The sequence below is a fragment of the Helicobacter monodelphidis genome, assembly GCF_003288845.1.
In the GTDB taxonomy this organism is placed as follows: Bacteria; Campylobacterota; Campylobacteria; order Campylobacterales; family Helicobacteraceae; genus NHYN01.
The window spans coordinates 1-26,528 of the sequence record NZ_NHYN01000024.1; the positions used below are offsets into that span (position 1 = coordinate 1).

23 protein-coding genes are annotated in these 26,528 nt (G+C 34.8%); 18 read left to right on the top strand and 5 right to left on the bottom strand.

Annotated elements, in window-relative coordinates; translation table 11 throughout:
• Positions 1–1,551, bottom strand: a 1,551-nt coding sequence (locus CCZ01_RS08715; protein WP_181566380.1) for a methyl-accepting chemotaxis protein, incomplete at its 3' end; no start/stop codon positions are given.
• Positions 1,552–1,702: 151 nt separating this feature from the next.
• On the opposite strand from CCZ01_RS08715, the gene lolA reads away from it, so the two are divergent.
• Positions 1,703–2,236, top strand: a complete 534-nt coding sequence (gene lolA, locus CCZ01_RS08720; RefSeq protein WP_112052833.1) for a LolA-like outer membrane lipoprotein chaperone — start codon at positions 1,703–1,705, stop codon at positions 2,234–2,236.
• 4 nt (positions 2,237–2,240) lie between these two features.
• Here lolA and CCZ01_RS08725 read toward each other — a convergent pair whose 3' ends face one another.
• The gene (locus CCZ01_RS08725) at positions 2,241–2,783 is read right to left on the bottom strand and encodes a hypothetical protein (protein ID WP_112052834.1); all 543 of its coding nucleotides are present in this window, start codon (positions 2,781–2,783) and stop codon (positions 2,241–2,243) included.
• A gap of 75 nt (positions 2,784–2,858) precedes the next feature.
• Entirely contained in the window at positions 2,859–5,516 is a 2,658-nt protein-coding gene (locus tag CCZ01_RS08730) for a phosphoenolpyruvate carboxylase (protein ID WP_112052835.1), read from the bottom strand.
• 195 nt (positions 5,517–5,711) lie between these two features.
• On the opposite strand from CCZ01_RS08730, the gene ilvC reads away from it, so the two are divergent.
• The 5 genes from ilvC (at position 5,712) to CCZ01_RS08755 (ending at position 13,132) form a co-directional block, all read left to right on the top strand.
• Entirely contained in the window at positions 5,712–6,737 is a 1,026-nt protein-coding gene (gene ilvC, locus CCZ01_RS08735) for a ketol-acid reductoisomerase (protein ID WP_112052836.1), read from the top strand.
• Between the two features lie 13 nt (positions 6,738–6,750).
• Complete coding sequence (locus CCZ01_RS08740) at positions 6,751–7,272, top strand: dihydrofolate reductase family protein (RefSeq protein WP_112052837.1); 522 nt, start codon at positions 6,751–6,753, stop codon at positions 7,270–7,272.
• Between the two features lie 636 nt (positions 7,273–7,908).
• The gene (locus CCZ01_RS08745; protein WP_181566381.1) at positions 7,909–10,155 is read left to right on the top strand and encodes an STT3 domain-containing protein; all 2,247 of its coding nucleotides are present in this window, start codon (positions 7,909–7,911) and stop codon (positions 10,153–10,155) included.
• On the top strand, positions 10,155–11,984 hold the full coding sequence (gene asnB, locus CCZ01_RS08750) for an asparagine synthase (glutamine-hydrolyzing) (protein ID WP_112052839.1): 1,830 nt from the start codon (positions 10,155–10,157) through the stop codon (positions 11,982–11,984). Before CCZ01_RS08745 ends, asnB begins: the two co-directional genes overlap by 1 nt.
• Entirely contained in the window at positions 11,981–13,132 is a 1,152-nt protein-coding gene (locus tag CCZ01_RS08755; protein ID WP_112052840.1) for a glycosyltransferase family 4 protein, read from the top strand. The genes asnB and CCZ01_RS08755 overlap by 4 nt, the downstream gene beginning before the upstream one ends.
• Before the next feature lie 227 nt (positions 13,133–13,359).
• On the opposite strand, the gene yedF is transcribed toward CCZ01_RS08755, so the two are convergent.
• Both yedF and yedE read right to left on the bottom strand, forming a co-directional pair.
• Positions 13,360–13,599: a sulfurtransferase-like selenium metabolism protein YedF gene (gene yedF, locus CCZ01_RS08760; RefSeq protein ID WP_112052841.1), complete on the bottom strand. Its 240-nt coding sequence runs from the start codon at positions 13,597–13,599 to the stop codon at positions 13,360–13,362.
• A 2-nt stretch (positions 13,600–13,601) separates the two neighbouring features.
• Positions 13,602–14,819 (bottom strand): selenium metabolism membrane protein YedE/FdhT, encoded by a 1,218-nt coding sequence (yedE, locus tag CCZ01_RS08765; RefSeq protein WP_112052842.1) that lies wholly within the window; start codon positions 14,817–14,819, stop codon positions 13,602–13,604.
• A gap of 223 nt (positions 14,820–15,042) precedes the next feature.
• Between yedE and CCZ01_RS08770 the strand changes: the two genes are divergently transcribed.
• The 12 genes from CCZ01_RS08770 (at position 15,043) to CCZ01_RS10480 (ending at position 26,359) form a co-directional block, all read left to right on the top strand.
• Complete coding sequence (locus CCZ01_RS08770) at positions 15,043–15,270, top strand: hypothetical protein (RefSeq protein WP_112052843.1); 228 nt, start codon at positions 15,043–15,045, stop codon at positions 15,268–15,270.
• A gap of 14 nt (positions 15,271–15,284) precedes the next feature.
• The gene (locus CCZ01_RS08775; protein WP_112052844.1) at positions 15,285–15,878 is read left to right on the top strand and encodes a hypothetical protein; all 594 of its coding nucleotides are present in this window, start codon (positions 15,285–15,287) and stop codon (positions 15,876–15,878) included.
• A gap of 13 nt (positions 15,879–15,891) precedes the next feature.
• Positions 15,892–16,869: a hypothetical protein gene (locus CCZ01_RS08780; protein ID WP_146745239.1), complete on the top strand. Its 978-nt coding sequence runs from the start codon at positions 15,892–15,894 to the stop codon at positions 16,867–16,869.
• A gap of 211 nt (positions 16,870–17,080) precedes the next feature.
• On the top strand, positions 17,081–19,504 hold the full coding sequence (gene ppsA / locus CCZ01_RS08785) for a pyruvate, water dikinase (protein ID WP_112052846.1): 2,424 nt from the start codon (positions 17,081–17,083) through the stop codon (positions 19,502–19,504).
• A gap of 32 nt (positions 19,505–19,536) precedes the next feature.
• Positions 19,537–20,361, top strand: coding sequence for a peptidylprolyl isomerase (locus CCZ01_RS08790; RefSeq protein ID WP_112052847.1), 825 nt, complete (start codon positions 19,537–19,539; stop codon positions 20,359–20,361).
• An 11-nt stretch (positions 20,362–20,372) separates the two neighbouring features.
• Positions 20,373–21,296, top strand: coding sequence for a class II fructose-bisphosphate aldolase (locus CCZ01_RS08795; protein WP_112052848.1), 924 nt, complete (start codon positions 20,373–20,375; stop codon positions 21,294–21,296).
• 18 nt (positions 21,297–21,314) lie between these two features.
• Positions 21,315–21,881 (top strand): elongation factor P, encoded by a 567-nt coding sequence (gene efp, locus CCZ01_RS08800; RefSeq protein WP_112052849.1) that lies wholly within the window; start codon positions 21,315–21,317, stop codon positions 21,879–21,881.
• Positions 21,878–22,438, top strand: coding sequence for a DJ-1 family glyoxalase III (locus CCZ01_RS08805; protein ID WP_112052850.1), 561 nt, complete (start codon positions 21,878–21,880; stop codon positions 22,436–22,438). The genes efp and CCZ01_RS08805 overlap by 4 nt, the downstream gene beginning before the upstream one ends.
• 9 nt (positions 22,439–22,447) lie before the next feature.
• The gene (locus CCZ01_RS08810) at positions 22,448–23,776 is read left to right on the top strand and encodes a murein transglycosylase domain-containing protein (RefSeq protein ID WP_112052851.1); all 1,329 of its coding nucleotides are present in this window, start codon (positions 22,448–22,450) and stop codon (positions 23,774–23,776) included.
• 10 nt (positions 23,777–23,786) lie between these two features.
• Positions 23,787–24,560, top strand: coding sequence for a phosphatidylserine decarboxylase (locus tag CCZ01_RS08815; RefSeq protein WP_112052852.1), 774 nt, complete (start codon positions 23,787–23,789; stop codon positions 24,558–24,560).
• Positions 24,561–24,575: 15 nt separating this feature from the next.
• Positions 24,576–25,565 (top strand): quinolinate synthase NadA, encoded by a 990-nt coding sequence (gene nadA, locus CCZ01_RS08820; RefSeq protein WP_112052853.1) that lies wholly within the window; start codon positions 24,576–24,578, stop codon positions 25,563–25,565.
• 617 nt (positions 25,566–26,182) lie between these two features.
• Positions 26,183–26,359 carry a hypothetical protein gene (locus CCZ01_RS10480; RefSeq protein ID WP_181566382.1) on the top strand — a complete coding sequence of 59 codons (177 nt, stop codon included), beginning with the start codon at positions 26,183–26,185 and terminating at the stop codon, positions 26,357–26,359.
• Positions 26,360–26,528 lie beyond the last annotated feature (169 nt).

Sequence of the window (26,528 nt, forward strand, 5' to 3'; positions counted from 1 at the left end):
TAATGAGGAAGCTTGAGTATTTGACCCCTGTAAAAGTCGTTGAATAGTGCTTTCTAATTCTTTAGATTTACTTTCTAATTCTTGTGCAAAACCTGCGGAAGTAGAAAGCATTTTTTTAATTTCATGGCCTAAAGTGTTTGTAACAATCTCTACGCGTCCCTTTGCATTAGTAACCTCTGTCGTAAAATCAAGTGTTGCGTAAGAATCAAACACACGATTTAATTCCACTAAATCGCTACCTACACCCTTTTCTAGCACTTCTAGCAATCCATTCAACGCATTTCTTAGTTCCTTTAATTGTGGATTGTTTGTATCCAGTGAAATACGTTTTGAGGCACTACCCTTTGAGGCAAATTCTACAACTTCTAAGGATTCTTTAACAAGTTTTGCATCAATATCTAAATTTATATTTGTTTGTTGGATGTTTTCGTTAATCATTGTAGAAATAGTACCAAATTCATCTTTTCCTTTACAAGAAAGAACTTGCGGTAATTGCCGACTTTCATAATTTAAGTAAGCAAAAAATGATTGTAAGCCTTTCTGAATCATAGCTAAAGGTTTCAAATAATAACCCACAATAAAAAATAGAAGAATTACAGAAAAAATACTAGCAACAACCAATAAAATACCCTGTTTAGCAGCCATTGCATAAATTGGTGCATTAATCTTATCATTATCGTCTATTGTGCAGATTGTATATTCCTGAGCTCCTGTATATGTATTTACACAAATCCCAAATTTTTCTACAACCTGCTTTGTATCTGGCTTTTGATAATCCATTACAAAATAATTATAATCGCCAATCTGCTTTGCCAAATTATAAATTATACTAAGATTTTGTTTTTTAATAGCTTCAATACTATCTGACTCTTTTTTAACGATTTGTACATCAGAAGAAACAAAAGGTTGCTTATCTTTATCTAAAGCAAAAATAACAACAGGTAATTGTTCAAAAATACTCTGTAAATCTAATACAAGCACATCAACAGATAAAACACCAATAAACTGTCCATCCTTAGTCAAAGAAATCGCATAAGTAAAACAAGGAAATCCAGTTAATGCGTCGATATAGGTTGGAGAAATATACATCCCTTCTTTACCATAAGTTTCCTTATACCAATCTCTTGTCCTCGCATCATAAGAATCTGCAGCACCATAAGCATAATAGCTTAATTTTTTGGCATCGGATTCTGTATCGCTAACAATTAACTCACCATTGCTTAAGCCAACTCCAGCAGAAAAAAATGCTCCACCCTCCCTAAAAGAACGTAATATAGGTCCCACATTTTCCATAATTGCTTCTTGTGAATTCAGTTTTTCAATAGGTAATTCCAGAATAATTGATGCAAGACCTTCAACGGCTTTTGTATTCCCTAGCGAAAAATCATCAATTAAAAGTTTCCCCATTGAAATATAATTTTTTTGTGATTCTAAAATTTGTGATTCTAGAGTTATTTTATTAAATACAAAAGTCATTCCTGCTAATGCGACTAGAACAATTACAACTAATCCACCACCAATTACTGCTAATTTCATTTTTACGCTATTCATTATAAAGACCTTGAATACTCGAGAATTCACCCAGCTAACTAAAGAGATGATTACCATAATCATACCACAAAAATAATAAAAATAAGGGTAAAAACTTGAATATTTTGACTTTTTTGCTACAATTATAATCATTTTTTAAAAAGGGGACACAATGTTACGGATTTTACCTTTTATTTTATGTTTAATTATCCCTGTTTTTGGTGCTTTTGAAAACTTAAAAAGCCTAGAGGGTGATTTTATTCAAACAATCGTTACATCAGAGGGAGAACAAGTTAGTTATAAAGGTTATCTTTATATGAAAAAACCTCATTTTGTACGTTGGAACTATATTGAACCTACCCCAAAGGAATTATTTTCGGACGGAAAAAAAGCCCTCATTTATGAACCTTTGTTAGAACAAGTTACTTTACTTAACATTAACCAAAAAATGTTGAATTTTTCTACATTACTTTCTAAGGCAAAAAAGGGTGAAGATGGCAAATTTTATGCAAATATTGAGAACACAGAATATGTTGTTAGTGTAGATAAAAAGGGTATCCCTATGCTTATTGCCTATCAAGATGAATTTGAAAATAAAATTAACATAATCATTCAAAACTATAAATCAAACCACAACATTCCTAATAATACATTTACATTTACCCCCCCAAAGGGAGTAGATTTAGACGTTATTAAACAACAATAAACGACTATTTACCTTGTTTAATCTTATCAGACATACCTCTCACAAGCAATTTACTAGCAGTTGTGAGAGACTGAATTTTGTAAGCATGTGTGATTTCTAAAGAACCGCCCAAGTAAAAATAATGCTCATTAACAAGGTCTAGACGGCTATCGCCTTGAAAGGATTGCTGCTTATTGGGTTCTTTAACTTCAAGATTCATATCAACAACAAGGGTTGTTGTTGTGCTTGAATGAAAAAAACCGCCCTCCTCTGGCCGTTCAATAATCTGACTAGAATACTTTAAAACAGCTTGTGCTTGCGAGTCAGGAACAATACTTACGCAACCGTTCTCACTCAAAGCCTGCAAAAAAGCCCCTTTAACCTCTAACATATTTAGATTCAAGTCATTTGCACCATGATTTTCAATATTTTGAAGTGCAATTTTCATTTCTGGAGATGGACAATGATTAAGGTTATCCACAAAAACATATTCACCAACCGGTACACATCCCGACAACAATGTAACAAAAGCGATAGGCAAAAAACCCCGAACTAATTTTTTTTTCACTAAATTTGACTCCTTTTGATTTTTAAATTTTAACTTTGTAATTTACATTATATGACAACTACTCTAAGACTTTTTTTAGCCTGTATTCCTCATTCCTTGTGCAATGCCAACAATCGTTGAATTAATCTCCTTAATAAGCCTTTTTTTCTGGTCGTCATAGCTAGAAGCATAAAATTGTCGAATCAATTCCACCTGAAATAAATTAGTTGCATTCAATGATGGGGCTCTTAATAAAATTGATTCTCGCAATGCTTTATCATTATTCAATAACTCTTGCTCATTGCGTGCCATTTTCACCCAATGTAATGTACGATTATATTCTTGCTGAATCTTTGTGAAAATACACTCTTGGATAACTTTATTTTCTACAAAAATATGATATAAGGCAGTAATTTGCAAATCCACCTTCAAAAGTGCATGGGCGACATTATTAATGATTACACGAAAATAAGGAACTTCTTGATAGCATTCTTGCAAACAGTCTTCCTGCCCAAAAAAGGCACCCTCAATCCCACTGCCCACACCATACCATGCCGGAATAATCGCACGATTTTGTGTCCACGCAAATACCCATGGAATCGCTCTTAAATCCTCAACACACAAGGTATCTTTGCGCTTACTAGGACGTGAACCAATATTAAGCTGTTGGATAAAATAAATAGGTGTTGCCTTTTTAAAATATTCAATAAAACCATCACTTTCATATACTAACTGACGATACTCACGACGCGAAACCTCATGCACTTGTTGCATTAAATCCTGTTGTAATTTCTGAATACTCTTCGTGTTTGCAATATAGCAATCATTCACAGAACACTTAAGGAGCGTTGCAAGAGTCGTTGCAAAATGAAATTCCGCATTTTGGCGATTAAGATATTTTGAAGCAATAACTTCGCCCTGCTCTGTTGTTTTTAAAAGCCCAGATACGCTACCTTTTGGAGAGGCAAATAAGGCATCTTGCAATCGCCCACCACCACGACTCGTACTACCACCCCTACCATGAAAAAGCTTAAATTTGACGCCCAATTCTTGCTCTAAAGATATAAGCTGAGTGATAGTCTGATTTAATGAATAATTGCTCGAAAAAATCCCACCATCTTTACTTGAATCTGAATAACCAATCATAATTTCTTGACGATGGCGGTGATCAATAAGATATTGTTTATAAAAATGGCTCTGATGTAAATCTCGCATTATTTCTTCTGCTCTTTGTAAATCATCAATTGTTTCCAACAATGGCGTGATAGATATTCTCGATTTTTGTTTTTCAACCCACAAACCACTCTGTTTTGCAAACCACAATACTCCAAGCATATCCGTTGCATCTTGCGTCATTGACACAATAAAACTTTCCATAATGTTTTCACTGATTCTATCTTTCGCCCACGCAATTCTTAAAAAAGACTCTGTAATTTCCTCTGAAGTCTTTGAGATTCTTCCTGACAAAGAATTAAGATTGATAGGTTCTGCTTCAAGAGCTTTATGGAGAATCTGAATTTTCTTTTCTTTAGGCAAATGAAAAAACCCACCGTGTACAAAACCCAATAAAGAAAAAATCTCTTCTAATGCCGCCCCTAAAACATCACGATGCTCCCGAAAATCCATCTCAAAAAGATGAAAACCACCAAGTAAAACAAGATTCCTAAATTCCTTTAAAAAGGTTGTACTTGTAGAATCAAGACTATCAATTAACAAATCAATATCAGCGATAAGTTCTCGGCTATGATGATAAATAAAATCGACTCCAGAACTATGATTAACATAAATCAAGCGATTTTCAACTTTCTGCCTCATTAAACGCAATTTTGCTCTAAAAGGTTCATTTTGATGTAAGGTGTGAATAGCAGGGGGAAGATGATGAATTTCTTTTTGAATAGATTCTAGCAATTCCTTTTTCGGACTGCACAAATCCCCAGCATGTGAAAGCTCTCGACTTAAGCGGTCAATACGTTCAATATATTGCTTAATGATGGCTTGATGCTGAATCTTCATTACTTCCAACATAATGTGATTATTGACATTCGGATTACCATCTCTATCTCCTCCAATCCAACTTCCTAGCTTAATGGGTGATTGTTCTAGTGGAGCATCTAAAAGCGTTGAAGCCTGTTTGCAAACTTTTAACGCACTCAACAATAAAGAACTTTCAATGATATACAAAAGATTATCCAATTCAAATAAAACTTGAATTTTCTCATCACGAACAAGATGCGTTCTCCATAAAATTGCTAAACGATACAACAATCGCTCATAAGCACGTTTTGCTTCTATTGACTCTTTATTATTGAGAATTTCAGCAATATATTGGCTAAAGTCATGATGAGATTCCAAGAATGTACGACGTCTAGATTCTGTAGGATGGGCAGTGAAAACTGGATAAAATTGAATTTGACCTAAAACCTTCAAAATATCGCGTCTATCAAAACCATCTTGCTCTAATTCTTTCATCGTTGATAAAAGAATGTGTTCGCTTTCTCGCTCTCTCCCATATAGCTCCTCCACCACATTCAAAAGCATATTATAAAGAGAAAATGCACGAACAAGTTCAGGTGTTTGCTCCTTTAGATGTGGTAACTCTTCTGCATAAATTTGTTCAATATCTTTCCCTTTAGCAAATGATTGTTGCAGGGCGATAAAGTTAGCGTACACATGAGGAATGGGTGATAATAATTCTTGCATCAAAGAAGAGATTAGCTCTACCCCTTGATGAAATTTCTCTGTTTTTTGATTCATATTCACAACCTCCAAAGCAATGTTTCAATGAAGAATCATACATTATTTGTGTAAACTTTATGTAAAAACAATGCAAACAATTAAGGTTTTTGTTAGCTTTTTATTATACAATAAAGCAACACTTTTTTTGAAAAGTGTAAGACTCAATTTTTTGAGTATTCTAGCATAAAATGACACATACCTGGAGGTTACCTAATGGCTTTAAAAATTTATTATGATAAAGATTGCGATTTATCACTCATTCAAAAGAAAAAAGTTGCGATTATTGGCTTTGGCTCTCAAGGACATGCCCATGCTGAAAATTTGCGAGACAGTGGCGTTGAAGTTGCTATTGGACTTTATCAAGGCGGAAAGAGTTGGGCAAAGGCTGTTGCGAAGAATTTTAAAGTTTTAGAGGTGAATCAAGCCGTGGAGTGGGCGGAAGTTATTATGATTTTGATTCCAGATGAATTACAAGCTGATGTTTTTGAGTCAGACATTAAGCCTCACTTAAAAGAAGATAAAATCATTGCTTTTGGGCATGGATTCAATGTGCATTTTGGGCAAATCAAAGCTCCAAGTGGCGTGGGTGTGATTATGGTTGCACCCAAAGCACCAGGACATACTGTAAGAAGTGAGTTTGTTAAAGGTGGGGGAATTCCTGACTTAATTGCGGTTGAACAAGATACAAGTCGTGGCGATGCAAAAGCGATTGCATTAAGCTATGCAAGTGCTATCGGTGGCGGTAGAAGTGCAATTATTGAAACAACTTTCAAAGATGAGACAGAGACAGATTTATTTGGAGAACAAGCTGTACTTTGTGGAGGTGTAACAAGCCTTGTTAAAGCGGGATTTGAAACACTTGTTGAAGCAGGTTATCCCGAAGAAATGGCGTATTTTGAATGTTTGCATGAATTAAAACTCATTGTTGATTTGATTTATGAGGGTGGTTTGGCTGATATGCGATACTCAATCTCAAACACCGCAGAATATGGTGATATGATAAGTGGTCCACGCGTTATTAATGCGGAATCTAAAAAAGCAATGAAGGCAATTCTTAAAGATATTCAAGAAGGACGATTTGCAAAAGATTTCATTTTAGAAAGAAAGGCGGGTTATGCAAGAATGAATGCAGAACGCAAAAATCTTGCAGACCACCCTATCGAAAAAGTTGGAGGGCAATTGCGTTCAATGATGCCTTGGATTAATAGCAACAAATTAATCAATAAAGACAAAAATTAATCCACTGTTTTAAATGCGAAAAGTTATCTTATTTATTGCAATGAGTCTTGATGGCTATATTGCCGACAATAAGGGAAATGTAGATTGGTTAGAGTGTGGCAAGGAGGATGTGGATCGCTACACTCACTTTATTCAAAATATTGATACCATTCTTTTGGGTTTTAATACTTATCGGCAAATCATCACTGAATTATCACCCGATAAGTGGGTGTATCCGCAACAAAAAAGTTATGTGTTCACCCATCAAAATATTTCTTCAACACAGCAAGTTACTTTTACGCAAGAATCGCCCGCTCAGCTACTAACACAACTCAAACAACAAGATGGCAAAGATATATGGGTGTGTGGAGGGGCAAATCTAATTCAGCAATTAATTGAGTCTAATCTAATTGATGAATATCAAATTTCTATTATTCCAATTATTCTTGGCGGAGGGGTAAAGCTATTCGCAAAAAACTGCCAACAAATTCCCCTTTCCTTGATTAATGCTCAAAAAAATGGACATACGCTTGAGTGTACCTATCAAAAAAAATAGGGTTAACACTTCATTCTGTAGTTTCTCTGCTATTTATCTTTTCTATAAAATAATTCCTCTCCAAAGAGCTTGCATTCTCACTTTATTTGCGTTAAGTAAAAAACTATCAAACTCTGATATTTCTTGAGAATCTCATATGCTAAATACAATTCCATTCTTTTAACATCAGCCACATATCATACAGTAAAATTTCCTACTTTAGCTGTATGGCTTTATACTGTTCTTGTAGAATTTGACCTTTGTATTTATTTAAATATCACTAAGCTTTCCTCTAAGCTATGCACTTCTGAGTATTTTTTCAAAATCTACTACAGGTGTTGTGTCTAAAATATCAACTGTAATATCTCTATTAATATTTTCATTATTGAAAAGATAGGGTATGAATCAAAATTTTCACTAGAGTTAAAAAAGAATTGCTTACTCAATAAAAATATTAAATTGCCCACTCTTAATTAAAGCGAGATTAGGTATTGTCGTAAATTGTAGCCAACTACCCTAACAAAATTATTTTAATATCTAACTGATAATTAAAAATTACTCTATTATATATTTATTTATATTACAAAATTTAAAAATAAATTTCAATACTTTTTCTAAATATTAGTTAAATATTTGGTATAATGTTACCAAAAAGGATTGCCAATTCATTTTTTAACTAAAAATTATTTGCCTTTTATGTGGGCTTTTATTGCTTTTGTTGCTTTGATTGTTGTGCGTTTATTTTGGCTAGATTATGCTATGCAAGATTCATTTCTTTTTGAGGGAGCGCCAATCATTGGTAACAACGATGGTTATTTTTATGCAGAGGGTGCACGCGATATTATTGCTGGCTTTCATCAAGAAAATGACCTCTCACCCATCCACTCTCCGCTTTCCATTCTTACAGCTTTCATTGCTCAAACTACAGGCATTCCACTTTCATGGCTTATGTTACTTATGCCTGTTTTTTGTGGCTCATTAATCGCATTCCCAATTTTTTTCATTACATTACATTTTATTCAACAATCCAAAATTGATTTTTTAAAACCTGATATTCCTTATTTTGGTGCTTTAAATGCTGCTATCTTTGGTGGGCTTTGCGTAAGCTACTATAATCGTACCGCACTTGGGTATTTTGATACAGATATGCTAATTTTACCTTTAGTTCTTTCATTTTATTATTTTATTTTTAAATATTTTTTAAATAATAACTCTACTCATCATCTACGTCCAATTTCCTTATTTTTAATGGGTATTTTCGGTATTCTTAGTGTATATTGGCATCATGGCATTCAAAATATTTTTTTACTTTTTTTTATTATTTTACTCATTTTTACTTTTATATCTACTTTTTATTTTTATTCTATTAAGAAGGAAAAATCTTTTAGATTCTTAAAATATTTGGACATCATCAGTATTACATCGCTCACATTAATTATCCCCCATTTTGTACCTCTATGCTTTGCGTTATTATTTTATATTCTTTGCACACATTTCTTGCTAAAATGGCCAAAATTACTTTATTCATTTATAGTACTTTTTATTATTTGTATACTTGGAGTTGCTTTTTATACTTCGTTTGATTTATTACATTCTTTATTTAAAATCTACATATTGCATGAATTACCCACACAGAGTGAATTTATTTTTTGGAATGTCCTAACAACAATTAATGAAGTTAGTGCCATTGATTATCCTACTCTTTTTAAGCGCGTTTCTTCTCATATTATCATTTTTATTTTTTCAATCATTGGATTATTTTTATTAATCGTTAAATACCCTTGCTTTATTCTTACAATTCCCTTTATATTTTTAGGTTTAGCGGGTATAGAATGGGGATTGCGTTTTAATATATTTGCTGTACCCTTTTTAGCGATTACATTCTCCTTTTTTCTTAGCTATATCTTAAGCTATGTATCCCATTCTAATATTCGTATACCTCTTTTTATTTTTTTATTCTCCCTTTGCTTATACCCAAGCATTCAGCATATTCAACAATACCGCTATTTTTCTCTCTATAACCCTCAAGAATTAACATTACTCAGTCATTTGAAAACTCTAGCTAATCGTGAAGACTATGTTGTTGCATGGTGGGATTATGGTTATGCAATTCGCTATTATGGTGACACAAAAACTCTTATTGATGGTGGAAAACATGATGGTTCCATCAATTTTCTTGTAAGTTATATGCTTGTTCAACCTCTTTTCCCTTCCTTAAATCTCGCGTATATAACAAGTGAATTTACAGAACAAATATTTCAGAAAAATTTACCAAACAATCAAATTGTTGACTATATCTTTAAATATTATCAACTAGATAAAACTCATCCGAATTTATCCCTGGATACATTATTACAGAATAAAGAAATTCAACTTCCAGAGAAAAGTCAAGATATTTATTATTATATTCCTTTAAGAATGTTTAAGCTCCTACCTAGCATTGAAAATTTTAGTAACATTCATCTATCTAGTGGTGAACCATTAAAAAATAGCTTTTACTTTTTCTCTGAATTATTACAAGAAAAAGAAGAGAAACTTTACCTAAAAAACTATCGCACAGGCAAGGATATTGCCATTATTGACCTTCAAAAAGGGCTTTTAATTAAAGATGAAAAAATTGAGATTCCCATCAAAGAGATTCTTATTATTACAGAAGAAAAAATGAACCACTCTTTCATTCACACGCAACCAAACATTAATAAAAGAAGTTTTTTCGAGCAATCTAATTTATATGTTATTTATCTTAAAGAGCAAAGTTCTGCTTTTTTACTTGATTCTAATTCTTTTCAATCCACTGCGTTACAATTATTTCTCAACACAGAAAATGCACAAAAGTATTTTCAGTTAGTCGCCAGTAATCCAACAGGAAGAATTTATAAACTTATTCATGAAAGGAAGAACTAATGTGTGGCATAGCAGGCATTATTAATCATCAGGTTTGTTCAGACTCAATATTAAAAACCCTAGCCCATCGCGGACCAGATATGCAGGGTGCAATCACTTTTGAAAATACACAACTTTTGCACTGTCGCTTAAGCATTCAAGATTTAAGTGACAGTGCAAAACAACCAATGGAACGAGGACATTTAAGTATAATATTTAATGGAGAAATTTACAATCATCATTACCTACGCCAAAAAATCCCTCACTATGCCTTTAAAACGCAATCAGACACAGAAACGATTCTTGCTTTATTTGAACATTTTCAGACATCTTGCTTTGAAGAATTTGATGGTGCATTTGCATTTGCCATCTTAGATAAAAAAGAGAAAAAGCTAATTTTAGCAAGAGATAGAATGGGCAAAAAACCATTCTTCTTTTATTGCTATAATCATATCTTTGCTTTTTCTAGTGAACTCAATACCCTAGCAAAAATGCAACATTTAGAAATTGACAAAGAACAAATTCAGCTTTATTTGCGATTGGGATTTTTTCCTCAAGATTCCTCGCCTTACCAAAATGTATATGCCGTTCCTGCCGGACATTTTGGAATTGTATCACTTCAATCCCCACAAAAACCCTCCTTTAAACCTTACTTTAATTTGTTACACCACTACCAACAACCCAAAATTACTCACCCGCAAGAGGCTTTAGCTACCCTAGAAAACGCCCTTGATTCTGCTGTGCAATCACGTCTTGAAAGTTCTAGTATTGAAGTAGGTAGCTTTTTAAGCGGTGGTATTGATTCTTCTTTGATTGTCGCTTTTGCTTCCTCTCACACAAACAAACTCAAAACTTTCACGGTTGCCTTTGAGGGAGCATTTGATGAAAGTGCACTTAGTCGTCTTGTTGCACAAAAATACCATACAGACCACCAACGTTTAGAAATTGATATGTCTCACCTCAAAGATGATATTGAAAAAATCATTTCTGCTTATGGACGCCCATATATGGATAGTTCTGCTATTCCAAGTTATTATGTTAGCCAAGAAGCCAAGAAACATTTAAGTGTTGTTTTAAATGGTGATGGAGCAGATGAATTATTTGGAGGCTATCGTCGTTATATCCCTTTTGCAAATTCCATTTTAGGAATCACTCAATTTTTTTCTCCCTTTTTATCTATTCTTCCAAATCCTCACAAAAAACAATCTTTATACACCTATCTTTATCGCTTGCTGGCTATGTCCAAAAAAAGGGGGGTGGCTCTTTATGCTAGTGCGACAACAGATATTTTTGAAGATTTTTACCAATTTCAGCAGACACCCAAAAATCAAGAACTGGAACAATGGATTCAAAGTATTTTTACCGATTCTAGTCTCACACCTCTTTCGCGTATGCTTTACTTAGATAGTCAGCTATTATTATATTGTGATTTATTGCCCAAAATGGATATTGCAACAATGCAACATTCTTTAGAAGCAAGAAGCCCATTCTTAGGGCTTGAGATTCTCAAATTAGCACCAAGATTAGATGATAAACTTAAAATTAACGGAAAAACAACTAAATTTATCCTAAGGCAGTTAGCCCAAAAATACCTTCCAAATGAACTCATTAATGCCCCCAAAAGAGGCTTTGAAATTCCATTAAATGAATGGGTAAATGGAGAATTAAAAGAAATTATTTTTGAACGTATCACTAAAAGTGAGATTATTAAAGAATTTATACAGCCCACTTTCCTAGAACAATGCTTATATAAACCAGAAATGTTTCCTGCACAAAAACGTGCAAAAATACTCTTTACACTCTTTGGATTAGGTGTTTGGCATCATCACTACTTAAGGAATCTTGCATGAAAATTGTTTTTTTATCACATCTTGATATGAATCTTTATTTATTTCGTATGCCGATTATGCAATCTTTGGTTCAAAGAGGGCATCAAGTCGTTGCGCTTGTGCCAAGAGGAGATTATTTTGACCAATTCAAGGAATATGGCATTGAAGCGGTAGAATATGAAATTGACCGCGGTAGTCTTAACCCCCTTAAAGAGCTTAAAACTATTCGTCGCATTGCACAAAAATTCAAGGAATTGCAACCTCACATTATCCACACATTCACAATTAAACCTAATATTTATGGCTCAATTGCTGCAAAAATGGCGGGTATTCCCTTTGTTATCAACAGTGTAACAGGACTAGGAAGTTTTTATATTGAAGAATCCACCAAAGCAAAGACATTGCGTTTTGTAATTGAAACACTCAATCGTATTGCCTTTAAAATTGCTAAAAAGGTTATTTTTCAAAATCAAGATGATTTGAATCTTTACTTACAAAAAGGGATTCTGAAAGAATCTAAAGCGGCATTAATTAAAGGTTCAGGCGTAGATACACATTTTTTTTCACAAGAGCAGGTTAGTATTCAAACTAGAGAAGAATACATTAAAACCCTTAATCTTCAAGCAAATTCTATCGTTATTTTAATGGTTGCAAGGGCAATCGTGCATAAAGGAATTAAAGAATATTACCTTGCTGCAAAGAAACTAAAAGAAAAGAATCCTCACTGGGTTTTTCTATTTGTCGGAGATGTGGATAAGGGCAATATTTCAGCCATTCAGCAAGAATTCTTAGAGTCTGAACGACAGGTGCAGTGGCTTGGAAAACGCAAAGATATTAGAGAGTTAATTGCAATTTGTGATATTTTTGTACTTCCTAGCTATAGAGAGGGTATTCCCCGTACACTTCTTGAAGCAGGGAGTATGAGCAAACCTATCATTACAACAAATGCTGTCGGTTGTAAAGAGGTTGTTGATGATAAAAAAAATGGCTTTTTAGTTCCTGTGGGTAATGATGAAGCACTTGCAGAAAAAATTTCCATTCTTGCAGAAGATTCTGCATTGAGACAAAAATTTTCCTTAGCATCGCGTCAAAAAATTCAAGAAGAATTTTCTCAAGAATCAATCGTTAAATTACATTTGGAAATTTATCAAGAAGTATATCAAGACTGATAGAAATATGCACAAATTGTAACATATTTTCAATACACCAAACGCTAAAAAGGGGAAATACCCGCAAGATTACTCAAAGAAACTGCCCACACCAGGTAGTTTCTTTGAGAATACAAGGAAGTCATGGATGGTGCAATATACAAAATCCCTTCTTAGAAAACTGAGTTCCTTGCCCCATCCCACATTAAAATATTTTAATAGTGCTTTAAATATCTTGGCTATTTGATTTATTTTCTAATCAGATAGCGGATACTTGCACCCATTTGCTCTACCTCAAGCATTTCATAACCATAATTCTTAGCATCAATAGGAATATTATTGATACTTTGCGGACAATCGCTTAGTACCTCTAAAATCTCTCCTTTTTTTAGCTCCTTTAATGCCTCTAACGTTCTAACTGCTGGGTAAGGGCAAGGTTCTCCTTGCAAATCAAGACGATAATTTGGAATCCATTGTTGCGTACTCATACTTAATCCTTTACTTGTAATTTAAGTCGATTTTTTCGGAGATAAAATTTTTCAATTCCCACGACCAGAAAGAAAAATAAAATCAACAAGGCATAATTAAAAACTAGCCCACCATAATTTCCAAAAGATTCCAAGAGGTTAATTTTTGGAAAATCTGTTGCCAAAGCAGGGGCATAATAATCCCAAGTTGCGGCTAAAAGAGTTGCACCCAAAACATTACCCAAACCTACAATCCAATAATGCACCTGCCCCTCAACCGCTCGATACATCCAACCGCATTCACAGCCCCCTGCAATTACAATTCCAAAACCAAAAAGTACACCGCCGATAATTGTATTTGGACCCGCCCACATAATTTTAGGAGGCATTCCAAGCAAAATATAGCTAAAAATCCCAATGGTAGAAACAGCCATTCCAATAACAACAGCCTTTGCCATATAACCCCTACCGGTAATAAATAAATCTCTGAATGCAGAGGTAAAGCAAATCTGTGCACGTGAAATAATAAACCCAAACAATACACCAAAAAACATAGCAATCGCTAAGACAGGAATTTTTTTACCTTCTGGAATAGCACCTTGAGCAAGAATCACGATAAAAATTCCTAAAATAACCAACACTAAAATGCCCAACACAAAAAATAGTTTTGCATTCTTATGTGCATCAGGAAGCGGTTTCATCATATTCACTTTTTGTAAGGGGACTTTTGAGGTAAAGAATGGTAGCATAACAACCTTCCCTCCAAACCATACGCCAATTAATGTCGCTATAGTAAAAAACCATGCATGAAGGCTAAATTGCGGAATACCAGTAAAAAAACTTGCTAGATTACAACCCATTCCAAGCCTTGCACCAAAACCGGCTATAATCCCACCAATAAATGCTTGAGCAATACGAATACGACTTTGAGGGAGTCGGAATTTAACATTATTCACCATTAAGGCAGCAGCAAACGCACCGCCAAACATACCAATAATCATCACACCATCAATGCGATCAAGCGGAGTGCCTTGTAAGCCCATAATTTTAAAATAACCCCAATCACTCACATCAACGCTAAAAGCTTGCAATAAATGCCCGCCCCAACGCGTAAACTCACCCGTAACAGCCCAATAAGTTCCTGTTAAACCAAAGTAATAAGTTGCTAGAATGCCTAGTGCAATCACCGCTGGTAGAGGAGACCAGAATTTTACACTATATTGTTGTGCCTTTTGCCACATAATTATCCTTTCTGTATCTGTCTGCTTTGACCCAAAGCCTAACTTCAAGGAAGTTTAATGAAAGAAAATAAGATTGACAGAATATTTTTAAAGCCGAAATTCTACCACCCCTATTCTTAAAAATTCATCTATTACTTCAGTTATTTTTCAAATTGTCGATATAAGCGTATACAGACAAATCTTTAAGTTAAGGTTTGCAACCAAAATATCTCAGGGAGGAAAAATGAAAACGAAGAGTTTAGCAGTTACACTTATGCTATTTTCAAGCTTAACATTATGGGGAGCAGAATTATCCCCAGAACTCGCAAAGAAAGCAAAATTAAAGCCTATTCCAAGTAGTGAATTTGCTCAATTTAACGAGAAATTCAAGACACTTAAGAAAAAAATGCCAGACTCGAAGGCAAGGGTCGTTCATTTATTTGATTTAAGAATGGTCCCTGTGGCACACTAACAAAGGAGAAAAAAATGCAAATTCAAAATAAACTAAATATGGCACAAATTCTAACTCAAAGCATTCAAGGGCAAGGGCAAAAAATGCCTATCCAAAATTTAGGAAAAATTGATATTCCAGATCTTGAGAATAAACCTTTGCAAATTCCTTTCCATTTACTCCAAATGCGTGTGGAAGGGAATGTTCCTGAAGATATTCTTAATACATTAGAATTTTATTCTAATTACTCTAATCAAGGTTCAAGTGATTTAGCAAGAAGTCGCACGATTGAAACTCCTTATGGGGAAATGCGTATAGCTCTTAAGGTGCAAGGGGAAGATTATAAAGCACTTAGCCTTTTCAAGGATATGGGGCAACTCTTGCAATTTGATAGCAATAATGATGGTATAATAAGTAACGAGGACGCTTTAGGGAAAGATTTAGTTTTGACAGGTTACGATCAAGAAGGCAATGAAATCGAGATGAATTTCTTAGAAGTAATGGGCAATTTTGATCTAAGAGAATTATTTAACGAGGAAGATAAAAGATCTTTTGTGTCTACCGTGCGTCCAGAGGAAAGCCATAAGCAAATGAAAAAAGATAATATTCTTGATTTCTTTAAATCCTAAAGGTTATATTGACTTGACGGATCTAAGTACCGCCCTAAAAGTATTTGATCAAGAACTTGACCTATCTTATCGTAAACGAGGAGTTGACAACACCCACCATCTAGAAAGAATTACTTTTCCAACACTTAAGCAAGTTGAGGACTTTCACTATGCCAAAAAAGCAGCTCAAGCGGCAAGCGAGCTAGGACATAAGACTGATACCCAAGAATTGCAAAGAAGTGCCTTTTCTGGATTTCCGACTCCTTTTTGGAAGCTCAATCAAAACTTTGCTGTTCGTGGAACATTAGAAAATCCTTGGATGGGTGATCACGAAGCAAGACAAACACTCGGAACAGGTTCAGAGTTCAGGCAACAGAAGCTTAGTGCAATGATTTCACAACTAGAACAAAGCCATTGGGTTAGCCCTGCTTTAGCTCAAGAATTTACCTCTCTCACAGGACTAGACTACAGCGAGAAAAATGTTCAGTTTGTTAAAGAAGGTATGAATGGTAAAGATGCAGAATCATTCTTAAAAGGTTTAAAAGATACAAGCGTTGTCGTTGGAATGCAAATTGACAAAAAGGGGGAGAATATTACTCTCATTTTTGGTTCTGGTGAAGAAAGAGAAATCAAGCTTGGAGATTTATATTCAGGAACTGGAGATTTCATTACTGACAAAGAAGGTAACAGGTCATCAAGCAACCAAGAAGTCAAAAAGATGACAAATGAAGAATTAAATAATCTTGATTTTTCAAAAGTGGGTGCAATTTTTGACGAAACGAATAAAGTTGTTTCTTTGAAAGATTGGGGAATTGTTGCAATCGAAAAGCTTACTTATGGTGATGGCTCTTTTTTAAGTTTTGGATTAAGGCATGAAGATGGGAGTATGTTTTATGTCCAAGAATTATTTAACATGAATTTCCATATAAACTCTAAAAAAGAATCTCAACAGAATTGGAACTCAAAACCTTCGGTCTTTCCATTTAACCCTAAAGTAGATGTAAGGATATAAAAAATTAAATTCCTTTTAAGGTAGTTTAATATCTTAAAAGGAATTTCAAAGCAAGTAAAATTATTATTACAAATAAATAAAAAACATACTCTTAAAATATACTTTTATTCAATCTTATTTTGCAATCTAAGGCTATCATTAACTTTTAAAATGTAGAATTCTCTGTTAGGTTTGTTAGATTTTGTTCAAATAAAGAAATGGAGTGGCAAATATGAAATATATCAAATTTTTCAAGGAATTGAACAATAAAGATGTCCCATTAGTAGGCGGAAAGAACGCAAGTATTGGAGAAATGTTTAAGGAGCTTGTTCCTATGGGAATCAATGTTCCAAATGGGTTTGCAATCACGAGTGAAGCTTATTGGAAACTCTTAAGCGATGGGGGGATTCGCGAAAAGATTCAAGAATTACTCACTGGTGTTGATGTGACCGAAATTGATGTTCTTAAGGCTAGATGTAAAAAGATTCGCGATTTAATCTTTGGAACGCCTATGCCTGTGGAATTGCGTGAAGAGATTATTGAAGCTTACAAAATCCTTAGCGAAGAATATGGCATGGAACAAGCTGATGTTGCGGTTCGTAGCTCTGCAACTGCTGAAGATTTACCTGATGCTTCCTTTGCTGGGCAACAAGACACCTATTTAAGTGTGCAAGGTAATCAGGAATTAATGCACTATGTTAAATCATGTCTTGCCTCTCTTTTTACAGATAGAGCGGTTAGTTATCGTGCTAGTAAGGGTTTTGATCATTTTAAAGTTGCTCTTTCTGTAGGAGTACAAAAAATGGTGCGAGCAGATAAAGGAAGTGCTGGAGTGATGTTCTCTATCGATACAGAAACTGGCTTTAAAGACGCTGTTTTCATTACTTCAAGTTGGGGGCTTGGCGAAAATGTTGTGGGTGGGACAGTGAATCCTGATGAATTCTATGTTTTCAAGCCCACACTTGAACAAGGAAAACGTCCAATTCTTAAACGACAACTTGGCACAAAACACCAAAAAATGGTTTATGCTGCTCCAGGTAGCCCTCACCCAACACGCAATATTCCAACGACAAAGGAAGAACTAGAAACTTTTTCACTCACTGATGAGGAGATACTCACTCTTGCACGTTATGCAATGATTATTGAACGACATTACACAAAAGAAGCTGGAGAGTATCGCCCTATGGATATGGAATGGGCGAAGGATGGAATCACTAATGAACTTTTTATTGTGCAAGCACGTCCAGAAACCGTACAAAGCCAGAAACTTAAAAAAGATGGGCGAAAATTGGAAAAATTTCACTTTGTGAATGAAAATGAGGAACGGACGCTTTTACTAACAGGTAAAGCTGTAGGTGGTAAAATTGGTTGTGGTAAAGTCCGTGTAATCAATAATATCGTCAATATGTCTGATATCAAAGAGGGCGAAATTCTTGTAACAGACAATACAGACCCTGATTGGGAACCTGCAATGAAAAAAGCTGCTGCCGTTATCACCAACCGTGGTGGAAGAACATGCCACGCGGCTATTGTTGCAAGAGAAATTGGCGTTCCAACAATTGTAGGTGCAATGGGTGCAACAGAAAAACTTGAAACCGGAATGGAAATTACCGTTTCTTGTGCAGAAGGAGAAGAAGGACGCATTTATGAGGGTATCTATGAATACCGCATTGAAACAATCGACCTCTCCACCTTTGAACAACCCAAAACAAAAATTTATATGAATGTGGGTAACCCTGAAAAGGCTTTTGGTTTCTCTATGTTGCCTAATAATGGTGTTGGTTTAGCACGTATGGAATTTATCATTAATAATTATATTAAAGCCCACCCCTTAGCTCTTGTTGATATGCAAAATGGTAAAACGGATATTGAGGATTATGACAAGATAAGTGTTATTATGCAAGGCTACGCAAACCCTAAAGAATTTTTTATCAATAAAATTTCTGAAGGTGTAGGAATGATTGCTTCTGCATTCTATCCTAACCCTGTGATTGTACGAACAAGCGACTTCAAAACAAATGAATATCGCCGTATGGTTGGTGGCACTAATTATGAACCCCATGAAGAAAATCCTATGCTCGGTTATCGTGGTGCTTCGCGCTATTATTCTGAAACCTATCGCCCTGCTTTTGAATGGGAATGTCAAGCCCTAGCGAATGTACGAAGTGAAATGGGGCTAGTCAATATGAAAGTAATGATTCCATTCTTGCGTACTCCTGAGGAGGGCAAAAAAGTTCTTGAAATTATGCGTCGTAATGGCCTCGTTTCTGGTGAAGATGGCTTAGAAATTTATGTGATGTGTGAATTACCTGTAAATGTGCTTTTGGCTGATGAATTCTTAAATATGTTTGATGGGTTCTCAATTGGTTCTAATGACTTAACACAGCTCACTTTAGGAGTTGACCGAGATGGTGAACTTGTCAGTCATGTTTTTGATGAACGTAATCCTGCAGTTTTAAAGTTCTTTGCTGAAGCGATAAAAGCCGCTAAAAAGGCTGGTAAATATTGTGGAATTTGCGGACAAGGACCTAGCGATTATCCTGAAGTTGCAAAATTCCTTGTTGAACAAGGCATTAATTCTCTTTCTCTCAATCCTGATACCGTTCTTAGTACTTGGCAAATGGTTGTAGAGTTAGAAAAAACATTAAAACGATAAGAAATGATTAATTTTATATTGAAAGGAAAATAATGAAGAAAAAGTTACTCCAAAGTGCGGTTGCAATGACGTTCTTAATGAGTGGTTTTGCATTTGCTAAAACTTATGCAATAGTTGATGGACAGGAAATTACAGATAAAGAAATTGCGATGATTATGCGTGTTATGCCACCTGGAACGGACTATACACAACTTCCACCCGATGTCCAAAAAAATATTCTTAATCAAGCTATTGATCAAAGGCTATTAGTTGAAAAGGCAAAAAAAGAGGGAATTCGAGAAAGTAGTGATTTCAAAAAAGCTCTCAAAGACGCTGAAGATGAACTTGCATTAGGCGTATGGATGAAAAAAGAATTGGATAAAGTTAAAGTTGATGATTCAGAAATTCAGAAATTCTATGACACAAATAAGGAAAAGCTATTTAAACAACCTGAAATGATTAAAGCAAGACATATTCTTGTGAATAGTGAAGCGGAAGCAAAGGAAATTATTGCTGAATTAGGTAAAGCAAAGGGTGATATTTTAAAACGATTTGAATCCCTCTCTAAAGAAAAGTCTATTGATAAAGGTGTTGCGGATAATGGTGGGGATTTAGGGTGGTTTCCTCATGATCGTATGACAAAAGATTTTTCAGATGCAGCATTCAAGCTCGCAAAAAATAACTACAGCAAAACACCCGTAAAAACAGAATTTGGCTACCATATTATCTATGTTGACGACAAGAAAAAAGCCGGAACAATACCACTAAAGGAAGCAAAGGAACGCATTACACAAGGTTTGAAATTACAAAAATTTAAAGATAATGTCTCACAAACAGCAACCGATTTACGCAAAAGTGCAAAAATCGAAATAAAATAAAAGGAAAAGTAATGTTAGTAAGCGGTGTAGAAATTTTACAAAAAGCACACAAAGAGGGTTATGGGGTTGGTGCATTCAATTTTGTAAACTTTGAAATGCTGAATGCTATTTTTCAAGCAGCCATACAAAAAAATTCTCCCTTAATTGTTCAAGCTAGTGAGGGAGCAATCAAATATATGGGAATCGATATGGCAGTTGGGCTTGTTAAGATTCTTTCAGAACGTTATCCATTTATTCCCGTTGCTTTACATCTTGATCATGGTACGAGCTATGAATCATGCGTAAAAGCTATTCGTGCAGGTTTTACCTCTGTAATGATTGATGCAAGCCACCACCCTTTCGAAGAAAACCTCAAAGAAACGAAACGTGTTGTAGAGGTTGCACACACTTGCGGAATTGGAGTGGAAGCAGAGTTAGGAAGATTGATGGGCATTGAAGATAATATTAGTGTAAGCGAAAAAGATGCCGTTCTTGTAAATCCTAAAGAAGCTGAAGTATTTGTCAAAGAAACAGGAGTGGATTATCTTGCCCCTGCTATCGGAACCAGTCATGGTGCTTTTAAATTCAAAGGAGAACCACAGCTTGACTTTAAACGACTCGTGGAAGTCAAAAAACTAACAAATATTCCCCTTGTTTTGCATGGAGCAAGTGCTATTCCAGATTCTGTGCGTGAGGCTTTTCTTTCAAGCGGTGGTGACCTTAAGGGTAGCAAAGGTGTTCCATTTGCATTCTTGCAAGAAGCTATTAAAGGTGGAATCAATAAAATCAACACAGATACAGATTTACGCATTGCTTATATGGCTGAAGTTAGAAGAATTGGAAATGAAAACAATACAGAATTTGACTTGCGTAAATTTTTCAGTCCTGCGGCAACGGCAATGACGAAAGTTATTGCAGAAAGAATGGATATTTTAGGTAGTTCTAATAAAATTTAATCAATTAAAGGAGTAAGAATGGCTTATGGTATGGGCGACCTCAAAAAAGGTCTTAAAATTGAATTAGAAGGGGTTCCTTATCGTATTGTTGAATATCAACATGTTAAGCCCGGTAAAGGAGCAGCTTTTGTACGTGCAAAAATGAAAAGCTTTCTTGATGGTAAAGTACTTGAAAAAACTTTTCATGCAGGCGATAAGTGCGATGAACCCCATCTTGTTGAAAAGCAAATGCAGTTTTTATATCATGACGGAGATTCTTTTCAATTTATGGATACAGAAAATTATGAACAAATTGCTCTCACAGATGAACAGGTGGGTGATGCGGGCAAATGGTTGGTTGATGGAATGAGTATTTCTGTACTTTTTCATAACCATAAAGCTATTTCTGTTGATGCACCCCCAGTTGTACAATTAAAAATTATTGAAACACCGCCAAATTTCAAAGGTGATACGAGTAGTGCAAGTAAAAAACCAGCCACACTAGAAACAGGTGCAGTCGTGCAAGTACCCTACCATATTTTAGAAGGTGATATTATTAAAGTCAACACAGAATTAGGCGAATACATTGAAAAGGTTAAGCAATGAGCAAGTCTGTTTTAGTCCCTTTAGCAACAGGTTTTGAAGAAATTGAAGCGATTAGCATTATTGACACTTTGCGTCGTGCGGGTGCAAATGTGACCATTGCAAGTATCAATCAAGATTTAATTGTTACCAGTGCACATCATGTTAAGATTATTGCAGATTCTTTACTAAAAGATGTCTCAACCGATAGTTTTGATATGATTGCTTTACCTGGTGGCTATGATGGAGCAATGAGCCTTGCAAAAGAAGAGCTACCACAACAAGTTATTAAGGAATTCCATCAAAAAGGAAAATTTGTCTCTGCAATTTGTGCAGCACCTATCGCTTTACATAGTGCCGGTGTTTTGAAAGGTATAGAATTCACTTGCTATCCCGGAATGGAAGGTTTAATGCCCGGTGGAATATATATTGATGATCAAAATGTAGTTGTGAGTGGTAAAGTCATTACATCAAGGGGACCGGCAACCGCTCTAGCTTTTGGGCTAACGCTTGTTGAACAACTTTTTTCTTTGGATAAGGCAAAAGAATTAGCAGCTGGAATGCTTAAATCTTGTTGCTAGTGGAGAATTATGTCCAAGTTACCTTTTAGTCTACTTGCTCTTTCTACTCTTTTTAGTCTAATGGGTTGTACTTGGCAAACAATTACGCGCACCGCTACGGCTGATAATTTTCGCGATGAGATTAATCAAATCACTCAAGAAAAGCGACAATATTATCGAGAAAATCCATTGCAATTTATCGAGGAAATGCAGCAAACTTCACAAAAAGTGGAACAAATTCAAAATGCTATTCAATCTGAAGAATTGGGTGCAAAAATCACGCAAACCATTACCCAAAAAGTGGAGCAAAAAAAGAACCAGTACATTCAGAATCCTGCCGATATTTTTAAAGATATTGAAAATCTAAAGAAAAGTGAGGAGGGAGTAAGGAAGATTTATGAAATTTTCAATGCACATGTTGATGAAAATTGGGGTAAAGAGGAAAATAAGAGTGCTACGCAAACAATTTTTATCAAATATACTAATCATTACAAAAGTCGTGCAAGCATAGATTTTGAAAAAGGGCATATCAGCATTGAAACCATTGACTCAAAGAATCCAAAAACCTCCCTCAAGAAAGCCATCATTACAACATTACTTGCACCAAATAATCCAAATGGATTAGAACTTACAGACGATAGTGAGGTAAAAATTGGCGGTCGACCTTATCTTGCAGATTTTGTCAAGGACCAAGACGGAGAACAAATTTTATTTGAGTGGCGTGCAAATCGCTATGCAGATTATTTAATACAAAATGCACTTACAAAGCGAACATTAAAGAATCCAAAAAGAGAGGTGTGGGCGGTTAATTTTGATATGCAACAAGATTATCATGAAGTACAAAATGCACAATATGGGGATATTGTTGCTAAATATGCAAAAAAATATCAGCTGAATCCTGCTTTAATTCTTGGAATCATCAAAACAGAAAGTAGCTTTAATCCATATGCAACAAGTCGTGCTCCTGCCTATGGGCTTATGCAAATTGTTCCTAAAACCGCCGGTGCCGATGCACACGAACATATTCATGGACGCAAGGGCATACCCACTGCAAATATGCTTTACAAACCTGAAACTAATATTCATTATGGAACTGCATATTTACAAGTTCTTTCTAAACGATACTTAAATGGCATCACAAATGCACAAAGCCTTGAATATTGCATTATCACAGCATACAATGCCGGAGCAGGTGCAGTACTAGATACTTTCCACAAAAACCGCAAGACAGCAGTGAATGTCATTAATCAAAAAAAGCCTGAGGAGGTATATTATATTTTACGCAATAAACTTGCCTCGCAAGAGGGACGTCGTTACCTTGAAAAAGTAACGACCGCCAAAAAAACTTTTCAAAAATAAAGGAGAATGAATGCGTTGTCTATTATCAAATCTTTTTGGCTATTTTGCTAATTTTACCTTTTTCCCATGTATTCAGAACATTATCAATAAGGTGTATATTTCAATTTTTAAAATTGATATGCATGAATTTGACCCACCTTCGCACTACCAAAGTTTGAATGCATTATTCACGCGTTCCTTAATTCACCCTCGCCCTTTTGATAAGAATCCAAACATACTTATCGCACCTAGTGATAGCACAATCATTGCGAAAGGCACAACATATCACAATATTGCTCTACAAATTAAAGGTAAAGAATATTCAGTTGCCAAATTATTGGGGGAGAAATTAGATACAAACTTACAATATATAAATTTTTATCTTTCTCCAAGTGATTATCACCGCTTCCACGCACCAACAGATATGCACATTCTTAGTGTGCGATATTTTAGTGGTAATCTTTTATCTGTGCGCCCCTCAATCTTACAAAAATATAATGTTTTTACAGAAAATGAAAGAGTTGTGATTAAAGCCTTAGACTCTTTCAATCAAGAATTATATTTTGTGGCGGTGGGTGCAATGAATGTAGGTAAAATTCTTATTTATATTGAAAAATGTATTCACACAAACGCCAAGCAAGGCGATGCGATTTATACCTATGACAAACCCATTTTTATTCCAAAGGGACAGGAAATAGGACATTTTAAGATGGGTTCTAGCATAGTCCTTTTCACTGCTGCCAATATTAATGCAGAATTAGGAAAAATCTCTTTTGCGAGCTCTATCGGCTTCTTTCAAGAATAAAATAAGGAGAAAACAATGAATAAAAAAACTAAAATCCAAATACTTAAGGAAGAATTAGGGGCAGTGATTGTTGCACATTTTTACCAACGCGATGAAATTGTTGACATTGCTGATATTATCGGTGATTCCTTAGAGTTAGCAAAAAAATCAAAAGAGAGTGATAAAGAATTAGTTATTTTTTGTGGAGTTGGCTTTATGGGGCAAAGCGTTAAAATTCTTGCTCCACAAAAAAGAGTTTTTATGCCCAAAAATGCCTGTTGTTCGATGGCAAGAATGATTGATAGTAGTTATTTTGATCAGTCCATTGCAGCTTTAGAATCCTATGGTATTCCTAGAAATAATATTCTACCTGTTTCCTATATTAACTCCAGTGCAGAAGTTAAGGCAAAAGTTGGTGAGATGGATGGTTTTATCTGTACTTCTGCGAATGCGACAACAATTATGCAGTACGCACAAAAAGAAAGTAAAAAAATATTTTTTCTACCCGACCGTTGTTTAGGGCAAAATTTAGCAATCCAAAATCATCAATCAGCGGCAACTCTTGGCTTAGATTCTAAAGAAGATATCTTAAAGGCAGATATTATCTGCTACAATGGGTTTTGCTCTGTACATCAACTTTTTACACCTGAAGATGTTGACTTTTATCGCCAAAAATTTCCTGATATCCTCGTTGCTGTACATCCTGAATGTGACCCAAAAGTATGTATGAAGGCTGATTTTGTCGGCTCAACAAGTCAGATTATCCGTTTTGTCCAATCTCTCAATCCAGAACAAAAGGTGGTAGTAGGCACAGAATTCAATCTCGTGAATCGTTTAAGAAAAAAAAATACTTATGTTCTTAGTGCAAGCAAACCAGAATGTCCAACCATGAATGAAACAACTCTTGATGATGTTATTTTCACGCTAGAATCATACAAAAAGGGGGATTATTTTCATGAAATTCTGCTCAATGAAACAATAAGAGCCCAAGCATTTAAAGCCTTAGATAAAATGCTAAATATTTAATAAATATTTATTTTCAAATAAGGCTTTAAAACAAAAGAACCTATTAACCCTTTTTGATACTTGCTCTTTTTTACTGCCTCATCACTTTAGAATTTTACCTCTTTTATTGCAAGAAAAAAAGGGAGGCATACAGAACATAAACATTCAAAGTAAAATTAATAATATATTTATATATTTGCTCTAAAATTTCTGCAATATTGTTTTGATTCGCCATTTGCACTCCTTATTATTTTGTGCTATATTCACTCACCCCACAAAGCTTAAAGGCCAATGGGAAAGTGTGCCATAAATAGGCTTATGAGCTTATTGTCTTACCTTAAAGCTAATCTTTAACCCTAAAAAAACCTAAGTTTATCCACTTTTTAAACTTCTTGACTTTCATCGTAAAGCCTGTCAAGAGAGGTATTTTTCCCACCCACCCAAAAGGTTTCTTAATAAAAGGCATATATTAATATTCCACAGAAAATAAAGATGGACAGGGAAAGTAAGGGGTGGATGCAGGTGGATTATCAAAAAATAACAGGGTTTCTTTAGATTCAATTAAGAAATATGAACCTAAGGAAAGTAATATTACAACAACAAACCTTATCTAAAATTCAGATTCTCTAGGAGTGGATTTGAATTTTTTAGAGGTCATACTAAGTCCCTTAGTATTCCTAAGTCCAAAAATCCCCCAAACCTTAAAGAAAAACACCAATGATTTTATTTCAGTTTCATTTTATAAAGACAATGCCACTTCCACAGGTTTTGAAGCAATCAACCACAAGACAAATAGAGAAAATGCCTATTTTTAGGGCTTTTTTAATGACATACTTATAGCACAACGAATCTCTAGAGGTATTATCAAATGCTTAGGCGATAGTATGTAATCCACCCTAAAAGGGCGATTTACTGCTATTTCAAGATGATAGAATGCAAATAAGATGAAGCAATTTTATGAGGATAGAAGCCTTTTAAAAGGTT

Excerpts from the sequence above, each read along its gene's own strand:
- lolA (WP_112052833.1), top strand. The coding sequence starts at position 1,703 with ATGTTACGGATTTTACCTTTTATTTTATGTTTAATTATCCCTGTTTTT.
- CCZ01_RS08730 (WP_112052835.1), bottom strand. The coding sequence starts at position 5,516 with ATGAATCAAAAAACAGAGAAATTTCATCAAGGGGTAGAGCTAATCTCT.
- ilvC (WP_112052836.1), top strand. The coding sequence starts at position 5,712 with ATGGCTTTAAAAATTTATTATGATAAAGATTGCGATTTATCACTCATT.
- CCZ01_RS08740 (WP_112052837.1), top strand. The coding sequence starts at position 6,751 with ATGCGAAAAGTTATCTTATTTATTGCAATGAGTCTTGATGGCTATATT.
- asnB (WP_112052839.1), top strand. The coding sequence starts at position 10,155 with ATGTGTGGCATAGCAGGCATTATTAATCATCAGGTTTGTTCAGACTCA.
- CCZ01_RS08755 (WP_112052840.1), top strand. The coding sequence starts at position 11,981 with ATGAAAATTGTTTTTTTATCACATCTTGATATGAATCTTTATTTATTT.
- yedF (WP_112052841.1), bottom strand. The coding sequence starts at position 13,599 with ATGAGTACGCAACAATGGATTCCAAATTATCGTCTTGATTTGCAAGGA.
- yedE (WP_112052842.1), bottom strand. The coding sequence starts at position 14,819 with ATGTGGCAAAAGGCACAACAATATAGTGTAAAATTCTGGTCTCCTCTA.
- CCZ01_RS08770 (WP_112052843.1), top strand. The coding sequence starts at position 15,043 with ATGAAAACGAAGAGTTTAGCAGTTACACTTATGCTATTTTCAAGCTTA.
- CCZ01_RS08775 (WP_112052844.1), top strand. The coding sequence starts at position 15,285 with ATGCAAATTCAAAATAAACTAAATATGGCACAAATTCTAACTCAAAGC.
- ppsA (WP_112052846.1), top strand. The coding sequence starts at position 17,081 with ATGAAATATATCAAATTTTTCAAGGAATTGAACAATAAAGATGTCCCA.
- CCZ01_RS08790 (WP_112052847.1), top strand. The coding sequence starts at position 19,537 with ATGAAGAAAAAGTTACTCCAAAGTGCGGTTGCAATGACGTTCTTAATG.
- CCZ01_RS08795 (WP_112052848.1), top strand. The coding sequence starts at position 20,373 with ATGTTAGTAAGCGGTGTAGAAATTTTACAAAAAGCACACAAAGAGGGT.
- efp (WP_112052849.1), top strand. The coding sequence starts at position 21,315 with ATGGCTTATGGTATGGGCGACCTCAAAAAAGGTCTTAAAATTGAATTA.
- CCZ01_RS08805 (WP_112052850.1), top strand. The coding sequence starts at position 21,878 with ATGAGCAAGTCTGTTTTAGTCCCTTTAGCAACAGGTTTTGAAGAAATT.
- CCZ01_RS08810 (WP_112052851.1), top strand. The coding sequence starts at position 22,448 with ATGTCCAAGTTACCTTTTAGTCTACTTGCTCTTTCTACTCTTTTTAGT.
- CCZ01_RS08815 (WP_112052852.1), top strand. The coding sequence starts at position 23,787 with ATGCGTTGTCTATTATCAAATCTTTTTGGCTATTTTGCTAATTTTACC.
- nadA (WP_112052853.1), top strand. The coding sequence starts at position 24,576 with ATGAATAAAAAAACTAAAATCCAAATACTTAAGGAAGAATTAGGGGCA.